Origin of the sequence: Pseudoroseomonas cervicalis, assembly GCF_030818485.1 — a bacterium.
In the GTDB taxonomy this organism is placed as follows: Bacteria; Pseudomonadota; Alphaproteobacteria; order Acetobacterales; family Acetobacteraceae; genus Pseudoroseomonas; species Pseudoroseomonas cervicalis_A.
On the sequence record NZ_JAUTAJ010000004.1, the window covers coordinates 2,284,114 to 2,298,109 of the forward strand.

General features: G+C 73.4%; 13 protein-coding genes. 6 read left to right on the plus strand and 7 right to left on the minus strand.

Going from position 1 to position 13,996, the window contains the following annotated elements:
• The first annotated feature begins 12 nt into the window (after positions 1 to 12).
• Both QE401_RS14590 and QE401_RS14595 read left to right on the plus strand, forming a co-directional pair.
• On the plus strand, positions 13 to 3,288 hold the full coding sequence (locus tag QE401_RS14590) for a PAS domain S-box protein (RefSeq protein ID WP_307138896.1): 3,276 nt from the start codon (positions 13 to 15) through the stop codon (positions 3,286 to 3,288).
• Complete coding sequence (locus tag QE401_RS14595; protein ID WP_307138897.1) at positions 3,285 to 3,644, plus strand: response regulator; 360 nt, start codon at positions 3,285 to 3,287, stop codon at positions 3,642 to 3,644. The genes QE401_RS14590 and QE401_RS14595 overlap by 4 nt, the downstream gene beginning before the upstream one ends.
• A 48-nt stretch (positions 3,645 to 3,692) precedes the next feature.
• On the opposite strand, the gene QE401_RS14600 is transcribed toward QE401_RS14595, so the two are convergent.
• From QE401_RS14600 to QE401_RS14610, 3 genes are all read right to left on the minus strand, one after another.
• Complete coding sequence (locus tag QE401_RS14600; protein ID WP_307138898.1) at positions 3,693 to 4,886, minus strand: amidase; 1,194 nt, start codon at positions 4,884 to 4,886, stop codon at positions 3,693 to 3,695.
• Between the two features lie 433 nt (positions 4,887 to 5,319).
• Complete coding sequence (locus tag QE401_RS14605) at positions 5,320 to 5,541, minus strand: Nif11 family protein (RefSeq protein WP_307138899.1); 222 nt, start codon at positions 5,539 to 5,541, stop codon at positions 5,320 to 5,322.
• 96 nt (positions 5,542 to 5,637) lie between these two features.
• Positions 5,638 to 6,198 (minus strand): TlpA family protein disulfide reductase, encoded by a 561-nt coding sequence (locus QE401_RS14610; protein WP_307138900.1) that lies wholly within the window; start codon positions 6,196 to 6,198, stop codon positions 5,638 to 5,640.
• Between the two features lie 102 nt (positions 6,199 to 6,300).
• Between QE401_RS14610 and argH the strand changes: the two genes are divergently transcribed.
• Both argH and QE401_RS14620 read left to right on the plus strand, forming a co-directional pair.
• Positions 6,301 to 7,629, plus strand: a complete 1,329-nt coding sequence (gene argH / locus QE401_RS14615) for an argininosuccinate lyase (protein WP_307140252.1) — start codon at positions 6,301 to 6,303, stop codon at positions 7,627 to 7,629.
• The gene (locus QE401_RS14620; protein WP_307138901.1) at positions 7,626 to 7,805 is read left to right on the plus strand and encodes a hypothetical protein; all 180 of its coding nucleotides are present in this window, start codon (positions 7,626 to 7,628) and stop codon (positions 7,803 to 7,805) included. The genes argH and QE401_RS14620 overlap by 4 nt, the downstream gene beginning before the upstream one ends.
• 292 nt (positions 7,806 to 8,097) lie before the next feature.
• Here QE401_RS14620 and QE401_RS14625 read toward each other — a convergent pair whose 3' ends face one another.
• The 3 genes from QE401_RS14625 to phaR all read right to left on the minus strand — a co-directional run bounded on the left by QE401_RS14625 (position 8,098) and on the right by phaR (position 10,224).
• Complete coding sequence (locus QE401_RS14625) at positions 8,098 to 8,865, minus strand: metallophosphoesterase family protein (RefSeq protein ID WP_307138902.1); 768 nt, start codon at positions 8,863 to 8,865, stop codon at positions 8,098 to 8,100.
• A gap of 120 nt (positions 8,866 to 8,985) precedes the next feature.
• Positions 8,986 to 9,420 (minus strand): helix-turn-helix domain-containing protein, encoded by a 435-nt coding sequence (locus QE401_RS14630; protein ID WP_373461446.1) that lies wholly within the window; start codon positions 9,418 to 9,420, stop codon positions 8,986 to 8,988.
• A gap of 201 nt (positions 9,421 to 9,621) precedes the next feature.
• Positions 9,622 to 10,224 carry a polyhydroxyalkanoate synthesis repressor PhaR gene (gene phaR / locus QE401_RS14635; protein WP_307138903.1) on the minus strand — a complete coding sequence of 201 codons (603 nt, stop codon included), beginning with the start codon at positions 10,222 to 10,224 and terminating at the stop codon, positions 9,622 to 9,624.
• A gap of 553 nt (positions 10,225 to 10,777) precedes the next feature.
• Here phaR and QE401_RS14640 point away from each other — a divergent pair.
• Entirely contained in the window at positions 10,778 to 12,034 is a 1,257-nt protein-coding gene (locus tag QE401_RS14640) for an alpha/beta fold hydrolase (protein WP_307138904.1), read from the plus strand.
• 144 nt (positions 12,035 to 12,178) lie between these two features.
• Complete coding sequence (locus tag QE401_RS14645; protein WP_307138905.1) at positions 12,179 to 13,354, plus strand: acetyl-CoA C-acetyltransferase; 1,176 nt, start codon at positions 12,179 to 12,181, stop codon at positions 13,352 to 13,354.
• A 43-nt stretch (positions 13,355 to 13,397) separates the two neighbouring features.
• Here QE401_RS14645 and QE401_RS14650 read toward each other — a convergent pair whose 3' ends face one another.
• Positions 13,398 to 13,877 (minus strand): DUF1203 domain-containing protein, encoded by a 480-nt coding sequence (locus tag QE401_RS14650; protein ID WP_307138906.1) that lies wholly within the window; start codon positions 13,875 to 13,877, stop codon positions 13,398 to 13,400.
• Between the last annotated feature and the right edge of the window lie 119 nt (positions 13,878 to 13,996).

Genomic DNA, 13,996 nt, shown 5'->3' on the forward strand with positions numbered 1-13,996 from the left:
AGCCGCCACGGCATGAGCCGACGGGCCCCGGAACGCGGTCCGACGGTCCGGCAGCACCTGCTGATCCTGGCCCTGGCGGCGCTGCTTCCCGTCTGGGGCCTGGCCGGCCATATCGCCGGCCGCATGGCGGAGGCCGAGCGCGGCCATCTGAGCGCCCAGGCGCGCGAGACGGCGCAGGAGCTGGCCTTCGCGGTGGAGCGCCAGGCGCTGGGCCTGCGCGCCGAGCTGGCGGCGCTGGCCGCGCATCCGGCGCTGCGCCAGGGCGACTACGCCACGCTGCACGCCCTGGCCGCCGGCCTGAGGCTGGAGCTCGGCACCAGGCTGCGGCTGAGCGATGCCGAGGGCCGGCTGATCTTCGACACCGCCCTGCCCTATCCGCCGCCCCCGGCGGAGGCCGACCAGGGGCCGCCCTCCCCCGCCGCGCCGCTGGCCGGCGCCGCGCTGCGCCCGCCCGCCAGCCCCGGCGGCGCCTGGCGCGTCGAGATCGTGCAGGAGCTGCGCCCCGGCCCCGGCGAGCCGGCGCTGCTGCTGACCGCCAGCACCGACCCGCAATCCTTCTGGGGCCGGCTGATGGACGAGGTGGAGATCCCCGCCGGCTGGGTGGCGCTGCTGACGGATGCCGCCGGCCGCCACATCGCCCGCCGCCCGGCGCGCACCGAGCAGATCGGCCAGCCCCGCCCGCCCGCCGGCACCCTGGCCGAGATCCTGGCCCAGCCCGGCACCCGCGGCTGGATGCGCGCCCGCTCGCTGGAGGGCGAGGCGCTGCACGCCGCCTGGCAGCGCATCGGCGGCACCGGCTGGCTGGTGGTGATCGGCCTGCCGGCCGAGGCGCTGGACGGCGCGCTGATGCGCGCTTTGACCCCGGTGCTGGTCGGCGGCGCCATCCTGCTGCTGGGCTTCAGCGCGGCGCTGGCCTGGTGGGCGGACCGGCGCATCGCCGCGCCGCTCGGCCGGCTTGGCCGCATGGCCCAGGCCTTCGGCCGCGGCGCGCCGCTGCCCGGCTATACCCCCTCCGGCCTGCGCGAGATCGACGCCGCCGCCGCGACCCTCACCGATGCGGCGGCCGAGCGCGACGCGCTCCGGGCCGAGCGGCTGGCACTGACCGCGCGGCTGCAGACGGTGCTGGAGAGCACCACCGACAGCGTGCTGGTGCTGGATGCGGCCGGCCGCGTCACCTATCTGAACGGCCGCGCCCGCGCCCAGGCCGGCGGCCGCGACGCCACCGGCCGCCGGCTGGAGGAGGTGCTGCCGGGCTGGGAGGACGGGCCCTTCGGCGCCGCCTGCCGGCAGGCGGCGCAGCAGGGCGGCGCCCAGGCCGTCACCGCCTTCCACCCGGCGCTCGGCCGCTGGATCTCGGCCGATATCTACCCCTCGGCCGAGGGGCTGACCCTGTTCTTCCGCGATGTCAGCGACGAGCGCGCGGCGCAGGCGGCGCTGCGGCAGAGCGAGGCGCGGCTGAAGGCGGTGCTGGAGAACGTGCCGGTGGGCCTGCTGCTGGCCGAGGCGCCGGCGGGCCGCGTGCTGCTCGGCAACCGTCGGCTGGAGGAGATGCTGCGCCGCCCGGTGCGGCTGAGCCGCGGCATCGAGGCCTATGACCAGGAATGGGAGGCCTACCATCCGGACGGGCAGCGCGTCGCCTCGGAGGAGTTCCCGCTGGCCCGCGCGCTGCAGAACGGCCTGCCGGATGGCGGCGAATACCGCTTCCGCTGCGGCGATGGCAGCATGGTCTGGCTGCGCCTGACCGCGGCGCCGGTGCGCGACGCGCAGGGCCAGGTGACCGGCGCCGTGCTGGCCGCCAGCGACATCGACGCCGAGCGCCGCGCCGCCGACGCGCTGCGCGAGAGCGAGCTGCGCTTCCGCATCCTGGCCGAGGCGATCCCGCAGGTGATCTGGTCCAGCCTGCCGGATGGCCGCATCGACTACGTCAATCCGCGGGTCGAGGATTTCACCGGCCTCTCCCCCGACCAGGCGGTGCAGTCGCTGGGCCGCATTGTCCACCCCCTCGACCAGGCGCGGGTCGAGCGCGCCTGGCAGCGCGCGCTGCGCCGCGGCCGCCCCTTCGCCGCCGAGCTGCGGCTGCGCCGCGCCGATGGCGGCTGGCGCTGGTGCATGGTGCGCGCCCTGCCGGCCGAGGGGCCCGATGGCGCCATCCGCCGCTGGATCGGCGCCGTCACCGACGTCTCCGAACTGGCCGAGACGCGCGAGGCGCTGTCGCGCCAGGTGGCGGCGCAGGCCGCCTCGCGCGCCGCCGCGGTGCAGGCCGCCGCCGCGCTGGCCGCCTCGGAAAGCCGCTTCCGCCGCTTCGCCGAGGCCAGCCCGGATGTGATGTGGATGACCGACCCCAGCGGCCGGCAGCTGGATTTCGTCAGCCCTGCCTTCGAGCGGATCTGGGGCATCGCGCGGGAGCGGCTGATGGAGCAGCCGCTGCTCTGGCTGGAGGCGGTGCACCCGGCCGACCATGCGCGCGTCGAGGCCGCCTGGCGCCAGGCCGAGCGCGATGGCAGCTTCGACGCCGAGTACCGCATCCTGCGCCCGGATGGCGGCATGCGCTGGATCCGCGACATCGGCTTCCCCATGCTGGACGCGCAGGGGATGATCGTGCGGCGCGGCGGGCTGGCGCGCGACATCACCGCCGCCAAGGCCGCCGAGTCGCGCCAGGCACTGCTGCTGGGCGAGCTGAACCACCGGGTGAAGAACACGCTCGCCACGGTGCATTCCCTGGCGCTGCAGACCGCGCGCACCGCCGGCAGCAGCGCCGACGCCATGCCGCGCTTCCTGGCCGATTTCCAGGCGCGGCTGCTGACCCTCTCGCGCGGGCATGATCTGCTGACGGCGCGCACCTGGCGCGGCGCCAGCCTGGACGACATCGCCCGCGCCGCCCTGGCCCCCTGGCAGTCCGGCGCGGGGGACGGGCCGGCGCGGCTCAGCCTGGAGGGGCCGGAATGCTGGCTGGCCCCCCGCCAGGCGCTGGGTCTGGCGCTGGCGATGCACGAACTGGCAACCAACGCCACGAAACATGGCGCCTTGTCGCAGCCGGAGGGCCTTGTCCTGGTGCGCTGGAAGGGCGAGGCGGATAGCATGGTCCGTCTGACCTGGCAGGAATGCGGCGGGCCGCCGGTGCGCGCCCCCTCGCGCCGCGGCTTCGGCAGCCGGATGCTGGAACGCGGCCTGCCGGCCGAGCTGGGCCCTGGCTCTTCGGTCGAGATGGAGTATGCGGAGGACGGGTTCCGGGCGGCGATCTGCTTCCGCCCGGCAAGTGGCCCGCAGGTGGAAGAGGAAACCGCATGAGCGGACTGAATGGGCGTCGCATCCTGGTGGTGGAGGATGAGGCGCTGATCGCGATGCTGGTCGAGGACGCGCTGCTGGAAGCCGGCGCCTCCGTGCTCGGCCCCGCCGCGACGGTGGAGGAGGCGCTGGAGCTGTTCGAGGCCGAGCAACCCGAGGCCGCCGTGCTCGACATCAACCTGGCCGGCCAGGCCTCCACCCCGGTCGCCGACCGGCTGGTGGAGCGCGACGTGCCCTTTGTCGTCGCCACCGGCTATGGCGCCGCCGGCCTGCCGGAGCGGCACCGCAACGTGCCGGTGCTGGCCAAGCCCTACGACCCGCGCGACCTGATCGCGGCGCTGGAGCGGGTGGTCCGCTGAGGCCGGCGGCGGGCGCCCACTCCGGGCCCCCGCCTCTCCCGGCCCCGCTCAGGCGGCGGGGGCGGGCTCCAGGATGGGCTCCGCCGGCCGGACCGGCGCGCCACCGGCCTCGATCGCGGCACCCGCCTGCAGCAGCAGATCCTCGCGATAGCGCCCGGCCACCAGCTGGATGCCGACCGGGCTGTCGCCCGCCATGCCGGTGGTCACCGTCAGCCCGGGCAGCCCCATCAGCGGCTGGCCGACCTGCACCAGCTGCGATTCCAGCACCCGGTCGAAGCCCTCCGGCGAGGAGATGTCGAGCTGGTCCGGGAAGGGCAGCTCGGCCGAGACCGGCAGCAGCAGCACCGGATAGTTCTTCAGGAAGACCTGCCATTGCCGCACGAAGCCGGCGCGCGCCTGCAGGATGTCCTGGAACTGGTCGAGATCCGGCGCCGTCACCACCCGCGCCATCTGCGCCATGACGAAGCTGGCATCCGGATCGGCCTCGCGCTCCACCGCCGCATTGGCGCTGCGGCGCGATTCGGCCATCCACAGCTGCAGCTGCAGCCGCGCCGGCTCGCGCAGCGGCGGGCAGGGCGTCTCGACGATGCTCCAGCCCTGCGATTGCAGCCGCAGCGCCGCGTCGCGCAGCGCCGCCTCGACCTCCGGCGCGGTGTCGAGCCCCTCGGGGCGGACGCAGAGCGCGGCGCGCTTTGGCGCGGCCGGGCCCTCCAGCGGCGCCGGCACATACCAGGGGTCGCGCAGATCCTCGGCCATCATGGCGATCAGCCCGAGGCGGATATCGGCGATGCTGCGCGCCAGCGGGCCGGAGACAGCCATGATCTGCGCGCCGATGGCGCGCTCCGGGCTGGAGGGGTTCCAGGCCGGCACCCGGCCCAGGCTGGGGCGCAGCCCGTGCACGCCGCAGGCATAGGCCGGGTAGCGGATCGAGCCCGCGATATCCGTGCCATGGCCGATGGCGCCGATGCCCGCCGCCACCGCCGCCCCCGCGCCGCCGGAGGAGCCGCCCGGCGTCAGCGCCGGATTGCGCGGGTTGCGCGTCGCGCCATGCAGCGTGTTGCGGGTGAACCAGCGCAGGCTGAAGGCCGGGGTGTTGGTGCGGCCAATGATCACGGCGCCGGCGCGGCGCAGATTGGCCACCACCGGATTGTCCTCGGCCGCCAGCAGCTCCTTCTGGATCTTCAGCCCGTTGGTGGTGGCATGGCCCTTCTGGTCCACATTCACCTTGATGGTGACGGGCACGCCGGCCAGCGGCGGGCCCCACCGCCTCGCCGCGCGCCAGGGCGGCGTCCACGGCGTCGGCGGCGGCGAGCGCCTCCTCCGGCATCTCCTGCACCACGGCGTTGATGGCGGGGTTCACCGCCGCCAGCCGCGCCAGCGCATCCTGCGCCACCTCCCGCGCCGAGACCTGCCGCGCCTTCACGCGATCGGCGATCTCGCTGGCCGTCAGGCGCCACAACTCGCTCATGCCACCATCCCTGTGCGTCTTGGTGGAGGGAGTGTCGCGCCGGTTGGGGCGGGGTGGAAAGCCCCTCTCGGACAGGCCTCCTGGGACAGGGAAGGGAAAGGGTTCTTTTTTGAAAAAAAGAACCAAAAAACTTTTGGTCGTTGGCGTCCCGCCCAGGGCCTGGGGCGGGACGCCAGGGTGAAACAAATTCTTCGGAAAAATAAGATCTTACGGGTAGGGAAAGTTGCGGATGACGCCGCCCGTCACCTGGTCCAGCGCCTCGTCCGTCAGGGCTTGGCGGGGCGGACGGTCCTCGGCGCTCACCGCATAGCCCAGGCTCCGCGCCAGGCTGAGGGCCTTCTCCCGGTTGCCGCATTGCACCAATGCCTCGCGCAAGGCGGGCTGCGCCTGCAGGTCACGCTCCAGGCGCTGCCATTCGGATGTGCTCATCATCTGCTCCTGCTCAGGGGCTTGGGCGATGCACCATCCTAGGACCGGGCCGCGCTCCAGCTCCATCGCCGGGCGTCTCAATCCCTGAGCGCCCTGTCAGGTGGCGCCCGTCTCCTCCCCGGCCAGGCCGCGCAGCGCCTGCAGGAAGGCCGGCTGGTCCCATTCGGCGGCACCCTCCAGCCGCGCCACCTCCTGGCCCTGGCGGTTGATCACCACGCTGGTCGGCAGGCCACGGGCGCCGAAGGCGCGGGCGGCGGCGCCGCGCGGGTCCAGCAGCACGGCCAGCTCCCGCACCCCGGTCCGCTCGTAGAAGCCGCGCACCTGCGCCGCGCCGCCGCGGTCGGAGGACAGCGCCAGCACCGCCCAGCCCTCCCGCGCCAGCGCCGCCTGGGTGCGGTCCAGCGCCGGCATCTCGGCCACGCAGGGCGGGCACCAGGTGGCCCAGAAATTGATCAGCAGCGGCCGGCCGCGAAAATCGGCCAGCGTCTTCGTGGCCCCCTCGGCATCGGTGAAGCTGAATTCCGGCGGCGGCCGGGGCGCCGAACGGTCCAGCTTGCCGAGCCCCTCCGCTGCAATCCCTTGCCGTGCCGGAAGCAGCGTGGTTAGGGTCGCCCCCGCCGCGAAGAGCGAGAGCAGGGAGCGGCGTCCGAGCAACACGAGGCAGATCCTTCCTTGTCCAGTTCCAGTGGGTCCAGTCAGCAACGCAGCCAGGGCAACCAGCAGTGGGGCGGGCGCTACAGCGCCGGACCCTCGGCGATCATGGAGGAGATCAATGCCTCCATCGGTTTCGACCGCAAGATGTGGCGCCAGGATATCCGTGGCAGCCTCGCCCATGCGGCCATGCTGCGGCATGTGGGGATCATCTCCGCCGATGACGAGGCCGCCATCCGCGAGGGGCTGAACGCCATCGCCGGCGAGATCGAGGCCGGCCAGTTCGCCTTCAGCACCGCGCTGGAGGACATCCACATGAACATCGAGGCGCGGCTGACCGAGCGCATCGGCGAGGCCGGCAAGCGCCTGCACACCGCGCGCAGCCGCAACGACCAGGTGGCGCTCGATGTCCGCCTCTGGGTGCGCGACGCGATCGACGGGCTGGACGGCCAGCTGGCCGACCTGATGCAGGCGCTCGTCGAGCGCGCCGATGAGCACGCGGCGACCGTCATGCCCGGCTTCACCCATCTGCAGCCGGCGCAGCCCACCACGCTGGGCCACCACCTGCTCGCCTATGTCGAGATGCTGGGGCGCGACCGCTCCCGCCTCGGCGATTGCCGCGCGCGGATGAACCAGAGCCCGCTCGGCGCCGCCGCGCTGTGCGGCACCGGCTTCAACATCGACCGGCACATGACGGCGGCGGCACTCGGCTTCGACCAGCCGATGCGCAACAGCCTGGACGCCGTGGCCAGCCGCGATTTCGCGCTGGAATTCCTCTCGGCGGCCTCGATCTGCGCCATGCATCTCTCCCGCTTCGCGGAGGAGATCGTGATCTGGACCAACCCGTATTTCGGCTTCGTCGCGCTGTCGGACGCCTACACCACCGGCTCCTCGATCATGCCGCAGAAGCGCAACCCGGACGCGGCCGAGCTGGTGCGCGCCAAGATCGGCCGCATCTCCGGCCATCTGGTCGGGCTGCTGACGGTGATGAAGGGCCTGCCGCTGACCTATGGCAAGGACATGCAGGAGGACAAGGAAGGCATCTTCGACGCCGCCGAGACCCTCGCCCTCTGCCTGGCCGCCACCGCCGGCATGGTGCGCGACCTGAAGCCCGACGTGACCCGGCTGCGCGAGGCCGCCGGCGCCGGCTTCTCCACCGCGACGGATCTCGCCGACTGGCTGGTGCGCGAGCTGCGCCTGCCCTTCCGCGACGCGCACCACGTCACCGGCCGGCTGGTGGCCAAGGCCGAGGCGCGCGGCGTCGACCTCTCCGGCCTGTCGTTGGACGAGATGCAGGCGGAGGAGCCGCGCATCCACAATGGCGTCTTCCAGGTGCTGAGCGTCGAGGCCTCGGTCGCCTCGCGCACCTCCTATGGCGGCACGGCGCCGGTGAATGTGCGCCGCATGGCGGCCGAGTGGCGGGAGCGCCTGGCATGAGCCGCGCCTGCCTCGCCACGATCCTGGCGCTGTCGGCGCTGGCGCTGGCCGGTTGCGGCCGGCCCGGGCCGATCCGCGCCCCCGGCCCGGCGGACCAGATCACCTATCCGCGCAGCTACCCGGCGCAGGAGCGCGCGCCCCAGCCGGCCCAGCCGCCCGCCACCCTGCCGCGCTGAGGCGGGGCGACGACCGACCCGCCCCGGGGCCACAAGGCCCCGGGGTTTTTCTGTCCATCGGGGCCGCAAGGCCCCGGGGTTTTTCTGTCCACCGGGGCCGCAAGGCCCCGGGGTTTTTTCCGTCCACCGGGGCCCGCGAGGCCCGGGGGTTTTTCCTGTTCGCCGGGGGCCACGAGGCCCCGGTTCCCGTGCCAATGCAGGGCCGCCAGGCGCCGGCTTTCCCCGCCTGCCCGGGACCCGCGAGGCGGCCGGGTTTCCGCGCCGGGACGGGGCGCGAAAAGCCCTGGCCGGCTCAGCCCTCGCGGTCGATCCAGCCGGTCTCCAGCGCCGCCGCCCATTCGGCGCGGCCGGCGGCGCGCGCCAGCCCCACCATGCGGGCGGTGTCATAGGGGATGTGGCGGAAGCTCGCCCGCCAGCCGCCCTGCCCCCGCTCCAGCACGGCGTAGCAGGCATCCGGCAGGCCGGACTGCATGACATGCGGCGGGTCGTCATCGACATAGCCGGGGCAGCCGACACTGCCCGGATTGACCAGCAGCCGCCCGCCCGACAGGCGCAGCGCGCGCGGCGTGTGGCTGTGCGCGCAGAGCAGCAGCGGCAGGTCGAGCCCCGCCGCCTCCGCCTCGATCCCGGCCAGGCGGCGGCGGCCGGTGCGGCCATCCGGCTGCACCTCCTCCATCCAGTAGGTCAGGTCGCTCTGCGGCGTGCCATGGCAGAGGAAGACCTCCTCGCCCAGCCGGGCGGTGGCCGGCAGGCCGCGCAGCCAGTCGCGCTGCGCCGGGGAGAGCTGCTCATGCGCCGCGCGGTCGGAACTGCCCATGGCCTCCGGCGCCAGCTCCGCCACCCAGCGGTCGTGATTGCCGCGCAGGCAGAGCATGCCGGGCCGCGCCATCAGCAGCGCGGCCGATTCGGCGGCCGCCAGCGGGCCGCTGACATGGTCGCCCAGGTTCAGGATGGTGGCGATGCCCAGGGCATCGATATCGGCCAGCACCGCGGCAAGCGCATCGGCATTGCCATGCACATCGGCGATCACGGCCAGGCGGTTCGGGACGGTCTGTGGCATGGCCCGAGCCTCGCAAGGCGGCGCGGGCCTGTCCATTGGCGATGCCGCCCGGCCCCGCCGCGCCCGGCGCGCTTGCGCCGCAATCGCAACGAAGCCGCGGCGTCGCCGGCGCCGCGCGGCTCAGTCCAGCGGGCGGCCCTGGGACTGGGCGGCGAGCGCCCGGGCCATCTGGCTCAGCGCCTCCTGGTGCCGCTCATTGTCGATCAGGGCGAAATTGCGCGCCAGTTCCAGGCACATGCGCTGCCGCACGCCGAGCGGCTGGGTGCTGCCATCCTCGTCCAGCCCCTCGAAGAACCAGGAGACGGGGACCGCCAGGACGGTGGCGATCTCGAACAGCCGGCCGGCCGAGATGCGGTTCAGCCCGCGCTCGTACTTATGCGCCTGCTGGTAGGTCACCCCGATCATGCTGGCCAGCTGCTGCTGCGACAGGCCGAGCATCAGCCTCCGCTCGCGGATGCGCATGCCGACATGCCGGTCCGCCTGACGCGCGCGTTGGGTGGAGGAGTCATCCGACTCGTCCCCGGAGGGAACGCGATCGACGTCGCTGTCAGCCATGCTCTGCCCTGCCAGTTGGTTGGTGGTTCAACCCTAAATAGTATTACAGACTTTGCAGTTTATCGCCATTCGCTATCGCAAACTTAACAACTCCGTGATCGACGGGCTGTTGCGCCTCGAATGCATCACGGTCGCGTCAAGACAGGGAGCCGGACGGGCCCGCGCCACCGGGCAGGGTGGCGGCGCGGGGCCCGCTCCGGCTCAGCCCTTCTGGCGCTGCAGCTCGGCCAGCTGCTGGCGCAGCTGGCGCAGCTCGGCCTTCAGCTCGGCCACCTCGGCGCTGTCCTCGGCCGAGGGCTGCGCCGTGCCGCCGGCCTTCGGGCCGAAGGGGCTGAACAGCGACATGGCGCGCTCCATCATCGCCATGTTCTGCTTGCCCACCTCCTCCAGCCCGGCCAGCGGGTTGAAGCCGCCCATCGCCTGCTCGACGGAGGCGCGCATCTGCTCCTGCTGGCGGGCGAAGCTGCCCATGGTGGCCTCCAGATAGCGCGGCACCAGGGACTGCAGGCTGTCGCCATAGAAGCCGATCAGCTGGCGCAGGAAGGGCGTGGGCAGCAGGTTGCGGCCCTTCGCCTCCTCCTCGACGATGATCTGGGTCAGCACGCCACGGGTGATGTCGTCGCCCGATTTGGCGTCATAGACGACGAAATCCCGCCCCTCGCGCACCATGCGCGCCAGATCCTCCAGCGTGACGTAGGAGGAGGCCTCGGTGTTGTAGAGCCGCCGGTTGGCGTATTTCTTGATGACGACCGTGGGCTTGCCCTGCTCTTCGGCCGGGGGCTGCTGTTTTGCCTGTTCTGCCACTGGTCCCTCCCATCCCGCGTTTCGTGGTCGCGACGACGCTAGCATGCGTCATGATGCAGTGCGAACAGCTTCGCGCGCCCTTCCTTGGCGCGCCCGGGGCGCTATGTTCCGGCCCTGCCGCGCCGCGGTGCAGCAGAAGGGACGCACACGGGACAGGGCATGGCAGGGCGCGAGAAGGAGCCGCCGCAGGGCGCCGGGCCGGGCGATGCGCCGGGCCAGGGCCCGCAGGGGCTGGACCAGCTGGCAGAGGATTGGATCACGCTGTGGCAGAGCGAGATCAGTGCATGGGCGGCCGATCGCGAGCTGGCCGAGGCATGGTCCAGCTGGGCCGCGCTGGGCGCCGCCTGGCTGCGCGCCGCCAGCACGCCGCCGCCGGGCCGCGGCTTCGCGCCGCCCTTCCCGCCGCCCGGCTTTCCCCCTGGCTTTCCCCCCGGCTTGCCTCCCACCGGCCTCGGCCCGGCGCCCTTCGCCGCCTGGCCGGGCTTCGCCGCGCCCCCCGCCTCCCCGCCTTCCCCCTCTCCGCCCTCTTCCTCTCCCGCGGGGGCGCCGCCGCATGACCCTGCCCCGCCGCCGCGGCCCGCGCCCGCTGCCGCTGCACCTGAACCTGGCGCTGCTGCGCGGTATGGGGGCGGCGCTGAGCCTGGGCCCGGCGGGCAGCGCGATGCCCTTCTCGCCCGGCTCGCCGAGCTGGAGCGACGCCTGGCCGATCTCGAATCCGGGCCGGGCGGAGCTGCAGCGGATCAGCCACGCCCTCGCGGAAGGCGGCCACGATCCTGAGCGCTTCCGCGCCGCCGTGCTGCGCCGCCTGGCGCGGCAGGACCGGGCGCTGATCGCCGGCCTCGCCGCCTATCGCCGCCACCCCTATCGCCGCGAGATGCCGCCTCCCCCGGTGCTGTGGCAGGAGGGCGACAGCCGCCTGCTGGATTACGGCGGCGAGGGCCCGCCGGTGCTGGTCGTGCCCTCCCTGGTCAACCGGGCCGAGGTGCTGGACCTGATGCCCGGCCATTCCCTGCTGCGCTGGCTGGCCGGCCAGGGCTGCCGCGTCCTGCTGCTGGACTGGGGCTGGCCGGAGGAGGCCGAGCGCGGCTTCACCCTGACCGACTACATCGCGGGGCGGCTGGAACGCGCCATCGCCGCGCCGGCGCTGGCCCCGCTGGGGAAGCTGGCGCTGGTCGGCTACTGCATGGGCGGGCTGCTGGCGCTGGCCGCGGCGCTGCGCCGGCCGGAGCGGCTGCGCGGCCTGGCCCTGCTGGCGACCCCCTGGGATTTCCATGCCGGCGATGCCGCCACGCGGGAGCGCGCCCTGGCGCTGTCGGCCCTGCTGCCCGGGCTGGAGCCGCTGCTGCAGGCCCAGGGCGCGCTGCCGGTCGATGTCATCCAGACGCTGTTCGCCGGCCTCGACCCCTGGGGCATCGCCGCCAAGTTCCGCGCCTTCGCCGCCATGGAGCCAGACAGCCCGCGCGCCTGCATGTTCGTGGCGCTGGAGGATTGGCTGAACGATGGCATCCCGCTCGCCGCGCCGGTGGCGCGGGAGGCGCTGGGCGGCTGGTACGGGCGGAACGAGACGGCGCGGCTGCGCTGGCGTGTCGCCGGCGCGGTGGTGGACCCGGCGGCGCTGCGGCTGCCCAGCTTCGTCGCCATCCCGCAGGCCGACCGCATCGTGCCGCCGGATTCGGCCGCGGCGCTGGCGGCGCTGCTGCCGGCTGCCCATATCCGCCGCGTGCCGGCCGGGCATATCGGCATGGCCGCCGGCAGCCGGGCCGAGACGGTGCTCTGGCAACCGCTGCGGGAATGGCTTGGCCCCTTGTAGCGGTCCCGTTTTGCGGCGCACATTACGCCCAGCCGCGGCCACGCCGCAGCGGCCCTGCCCCGCCCGGCGCCCGCCGCCCCCGGCAGGCCGACCCGGAGCCCGGATCGGCAGGGCCGCCAAACACCAGGAGGGAGTCACCCAGCCATGACCGACATCGTCATCGCCGCCGCCGCGCGCACCCCTGTCGGCGCCTTCAACGGCGCCTTCGCGTCGCTGCCGGCGCATGCGCTGGGCGCCGCCGCCATCCAGGCTGCCCTGTCCCGCGCCGGTATCCAGGCCAGCGAGGTGGACGAGGTCATCCTCGGCCAGATCCTGACCGCGGGCGCCGGGCAGAACCCGGCCCGCCAGGCCTCGGTGCATGCCGGCATCCCGGTCGAGCGCACAGCCTTCGGCATCAACCAGCTCTGCGGCTCCGGCCTGCGCGCCGTGGCGCTGGCCGCCCAGCAGATCGCCACCGGCGATGCCGCCATCGTCGTCGCCGGCGGGCAGGAGAGCATGACCCAGGCGCCGCATTGCGCGCAGCTGCGCGCCGGCGTGAAGATGGGCGACTTCCAGATGGTCGACACCATGATCCGCGACGGGCTGTGGGACGCCTTCAACGGCTACCACATGGGCAACACCGCCGAGAACGTCGCCCAGAAGTTCCAGATCACCCGCGAGCAGCAGGACGAGTTCGCCTACAACTCCCAGCGCAAGGCGGGCGAGGCGATGAAGTCCGGCGCCTTCAAGGACGAGATCGCGCCCATCACCGTCAAGGGCCGCAAGGGCGACACGGTGGTCGACGCCGACGAATACCCGAAGCCCGAGACCACGCTGGAGGTGCTGGCCAAGCTGCGCCCGGCCTTCGCCAAGGATGGTTCGGTCACCGCCGGCAATGCCTCGGGCCTGAATGACGGCGCCGCCGCCATCGTGGTGATGACCGCGGCCGAGGCCGCCAGGCGCGGCCTGACGCCGCTGGCGCGCATCGCCTCCTGGGCCACCGCCGGCGTCGATCCCTCGATCATGGGCACCGGCCCGATCCCGGCCAGCCGCAAGGCACTGCAGAAGGCCGGCTGGAACATCCAGGACCTCGACCTGATCGAGGCCAATGAGGCCTTCGCCGCCCAGGCCTGCGCGGTGAACAAGGAGATGGGCTGGGACACCTCCAAGGTGAACGTGCATGGCGGCGCCATCGCCCTGGGCCACCCGATCGGCGCCTCGGGCGCCCGTGTGCTGACCACCCTGCTCTACGGGATGAAGGCGCGCGGCGCGAAGAAGGGCCTGGCCACGCTGTGCATCGGCGGCGGCATGGGTGTCGCCATGTGCCTCGAGGCCGCCTGAGAAAGTAAAGGCCGGGGGGACAGGGTCCCCCCGGACTCCGCCTTCAGTGGGGCAGTTTTTCCACCGCCGTCAGCAGGCAGCCGGGGCGCGCGGTGTGGATGTTGATGTGGCGGGTGCGCGGATCGTCCAGCGCCCGCTGCAGCAGGGGGGCCACCGCGGGCCCTTCGGCGATGCCGCCCAGATCGTAGAGGCACAGCGCCGCTTCGTCATAGGAGCGGACGGAGACGATGGCGTTCGCCAGCACGATCGGCGCGATCTCGTCCTCCGCCGCATAGGCCGCGCAATCCCGCGCATGCAGGAAGATCGGACTCGGCGTCCAGTAGACGCCCTGCGGCTGCGGCAGGTCGTAGCTGCCGAGCAGCATCTCCTCCCCCATCTCGCCGAGTTGCAGACAGTGCCGGCAGGGAAAGCCCGGGCCGTCCACCACGCGGCGATGCAGCTTCTGGCCGCGATCGTCGAGGCCGGTGGCGCGCCAGCGCGCGGCGGTGGCGCTGGGGATGGGGGTGCAGCGGAAGCGGGACATGCAGGGCTCTCCTCTTGGTGGGGGGAGCCTCGCCCGGGCGGCAGCCGGGCCGCCATCCGGGGGTTGCGGCGATTCGAGAGAAGCGCAGCAGAGCGTTCTTTTTTGAAAAAAAGAACCAA

Bases quoted from the DNA above. Each gene is read 5' to 3' on its own strand.
- QE401_RS14590 (WP_307138896.1), top strand. From the start codon at position 13: ATGAGCCGACGGGCCCCGGAACGCGGTCCGACGGTCCGGCAGCACCTG.
- QE401_RS14595 (WP_307138897.1), top strand. From the start codon at position 3,285: ATGAGCGGACTGAATGGGCGTCGCATCCTGGTGGTGGAGGATGAGGCG.
- QE401_RS14605 (WP_307138899.1), bottom strand. From the start codon at position 5,541: ATGAGCACATCCGAATGGCAGCGCCTGGAGCGTGACCTGCAGGCGCAG.
- argH (WP_307140252.1), top strand. From the start codon at position 6,301: ATGGAGGAGATCAATGCCTCCATCGGTTTCGACCGCAAGATGTGGCGC.
- QE401_RS14620 (WP_307138901.1), top strand. From the start codon at position 7,626: ATGAGCCGCGCCTGCCTCGCCACGATCCTGGCGCTGTCGGCGCTGGCG.
- QE401_RS14625 (WP_307138902.1), bottom strand. From the start codon at position 8,865: ATGCCACAGACCGTCCCGAACCGCCTGGCCGTGATCGCCGATGTGCAT.
- QE401_RS14630 (WP_373461446.1), bottom strand. From the start codon at position 9,420: ATGGCTGACAGCGACGTCGATCGCGTTCCCTCCGGGGACGAGTCGGAT.
- QE401_RS14640 (WP_307138904.1), top strand. From the start codon at position 10,778: ATGACCCTGCCCCGCCGCCGCGGCCCGCGCCCGCTGCCGCTGCACCTG.
- QE401_RS14645 (WP_307138905.1), top strand. From the start codon at position 12,179: ATGACCGACATCGTCATCGCCGCCGCCGCGCGCACCCCTGTCGGCGCC.
- QE401_RS14650 (WP_307138906.1), bottom strand. From the start codon at position 13,877: ATGTCCCGCTTCCGCTGCACCCCCATCCCCAGCGCCACCGCCGCGCGC.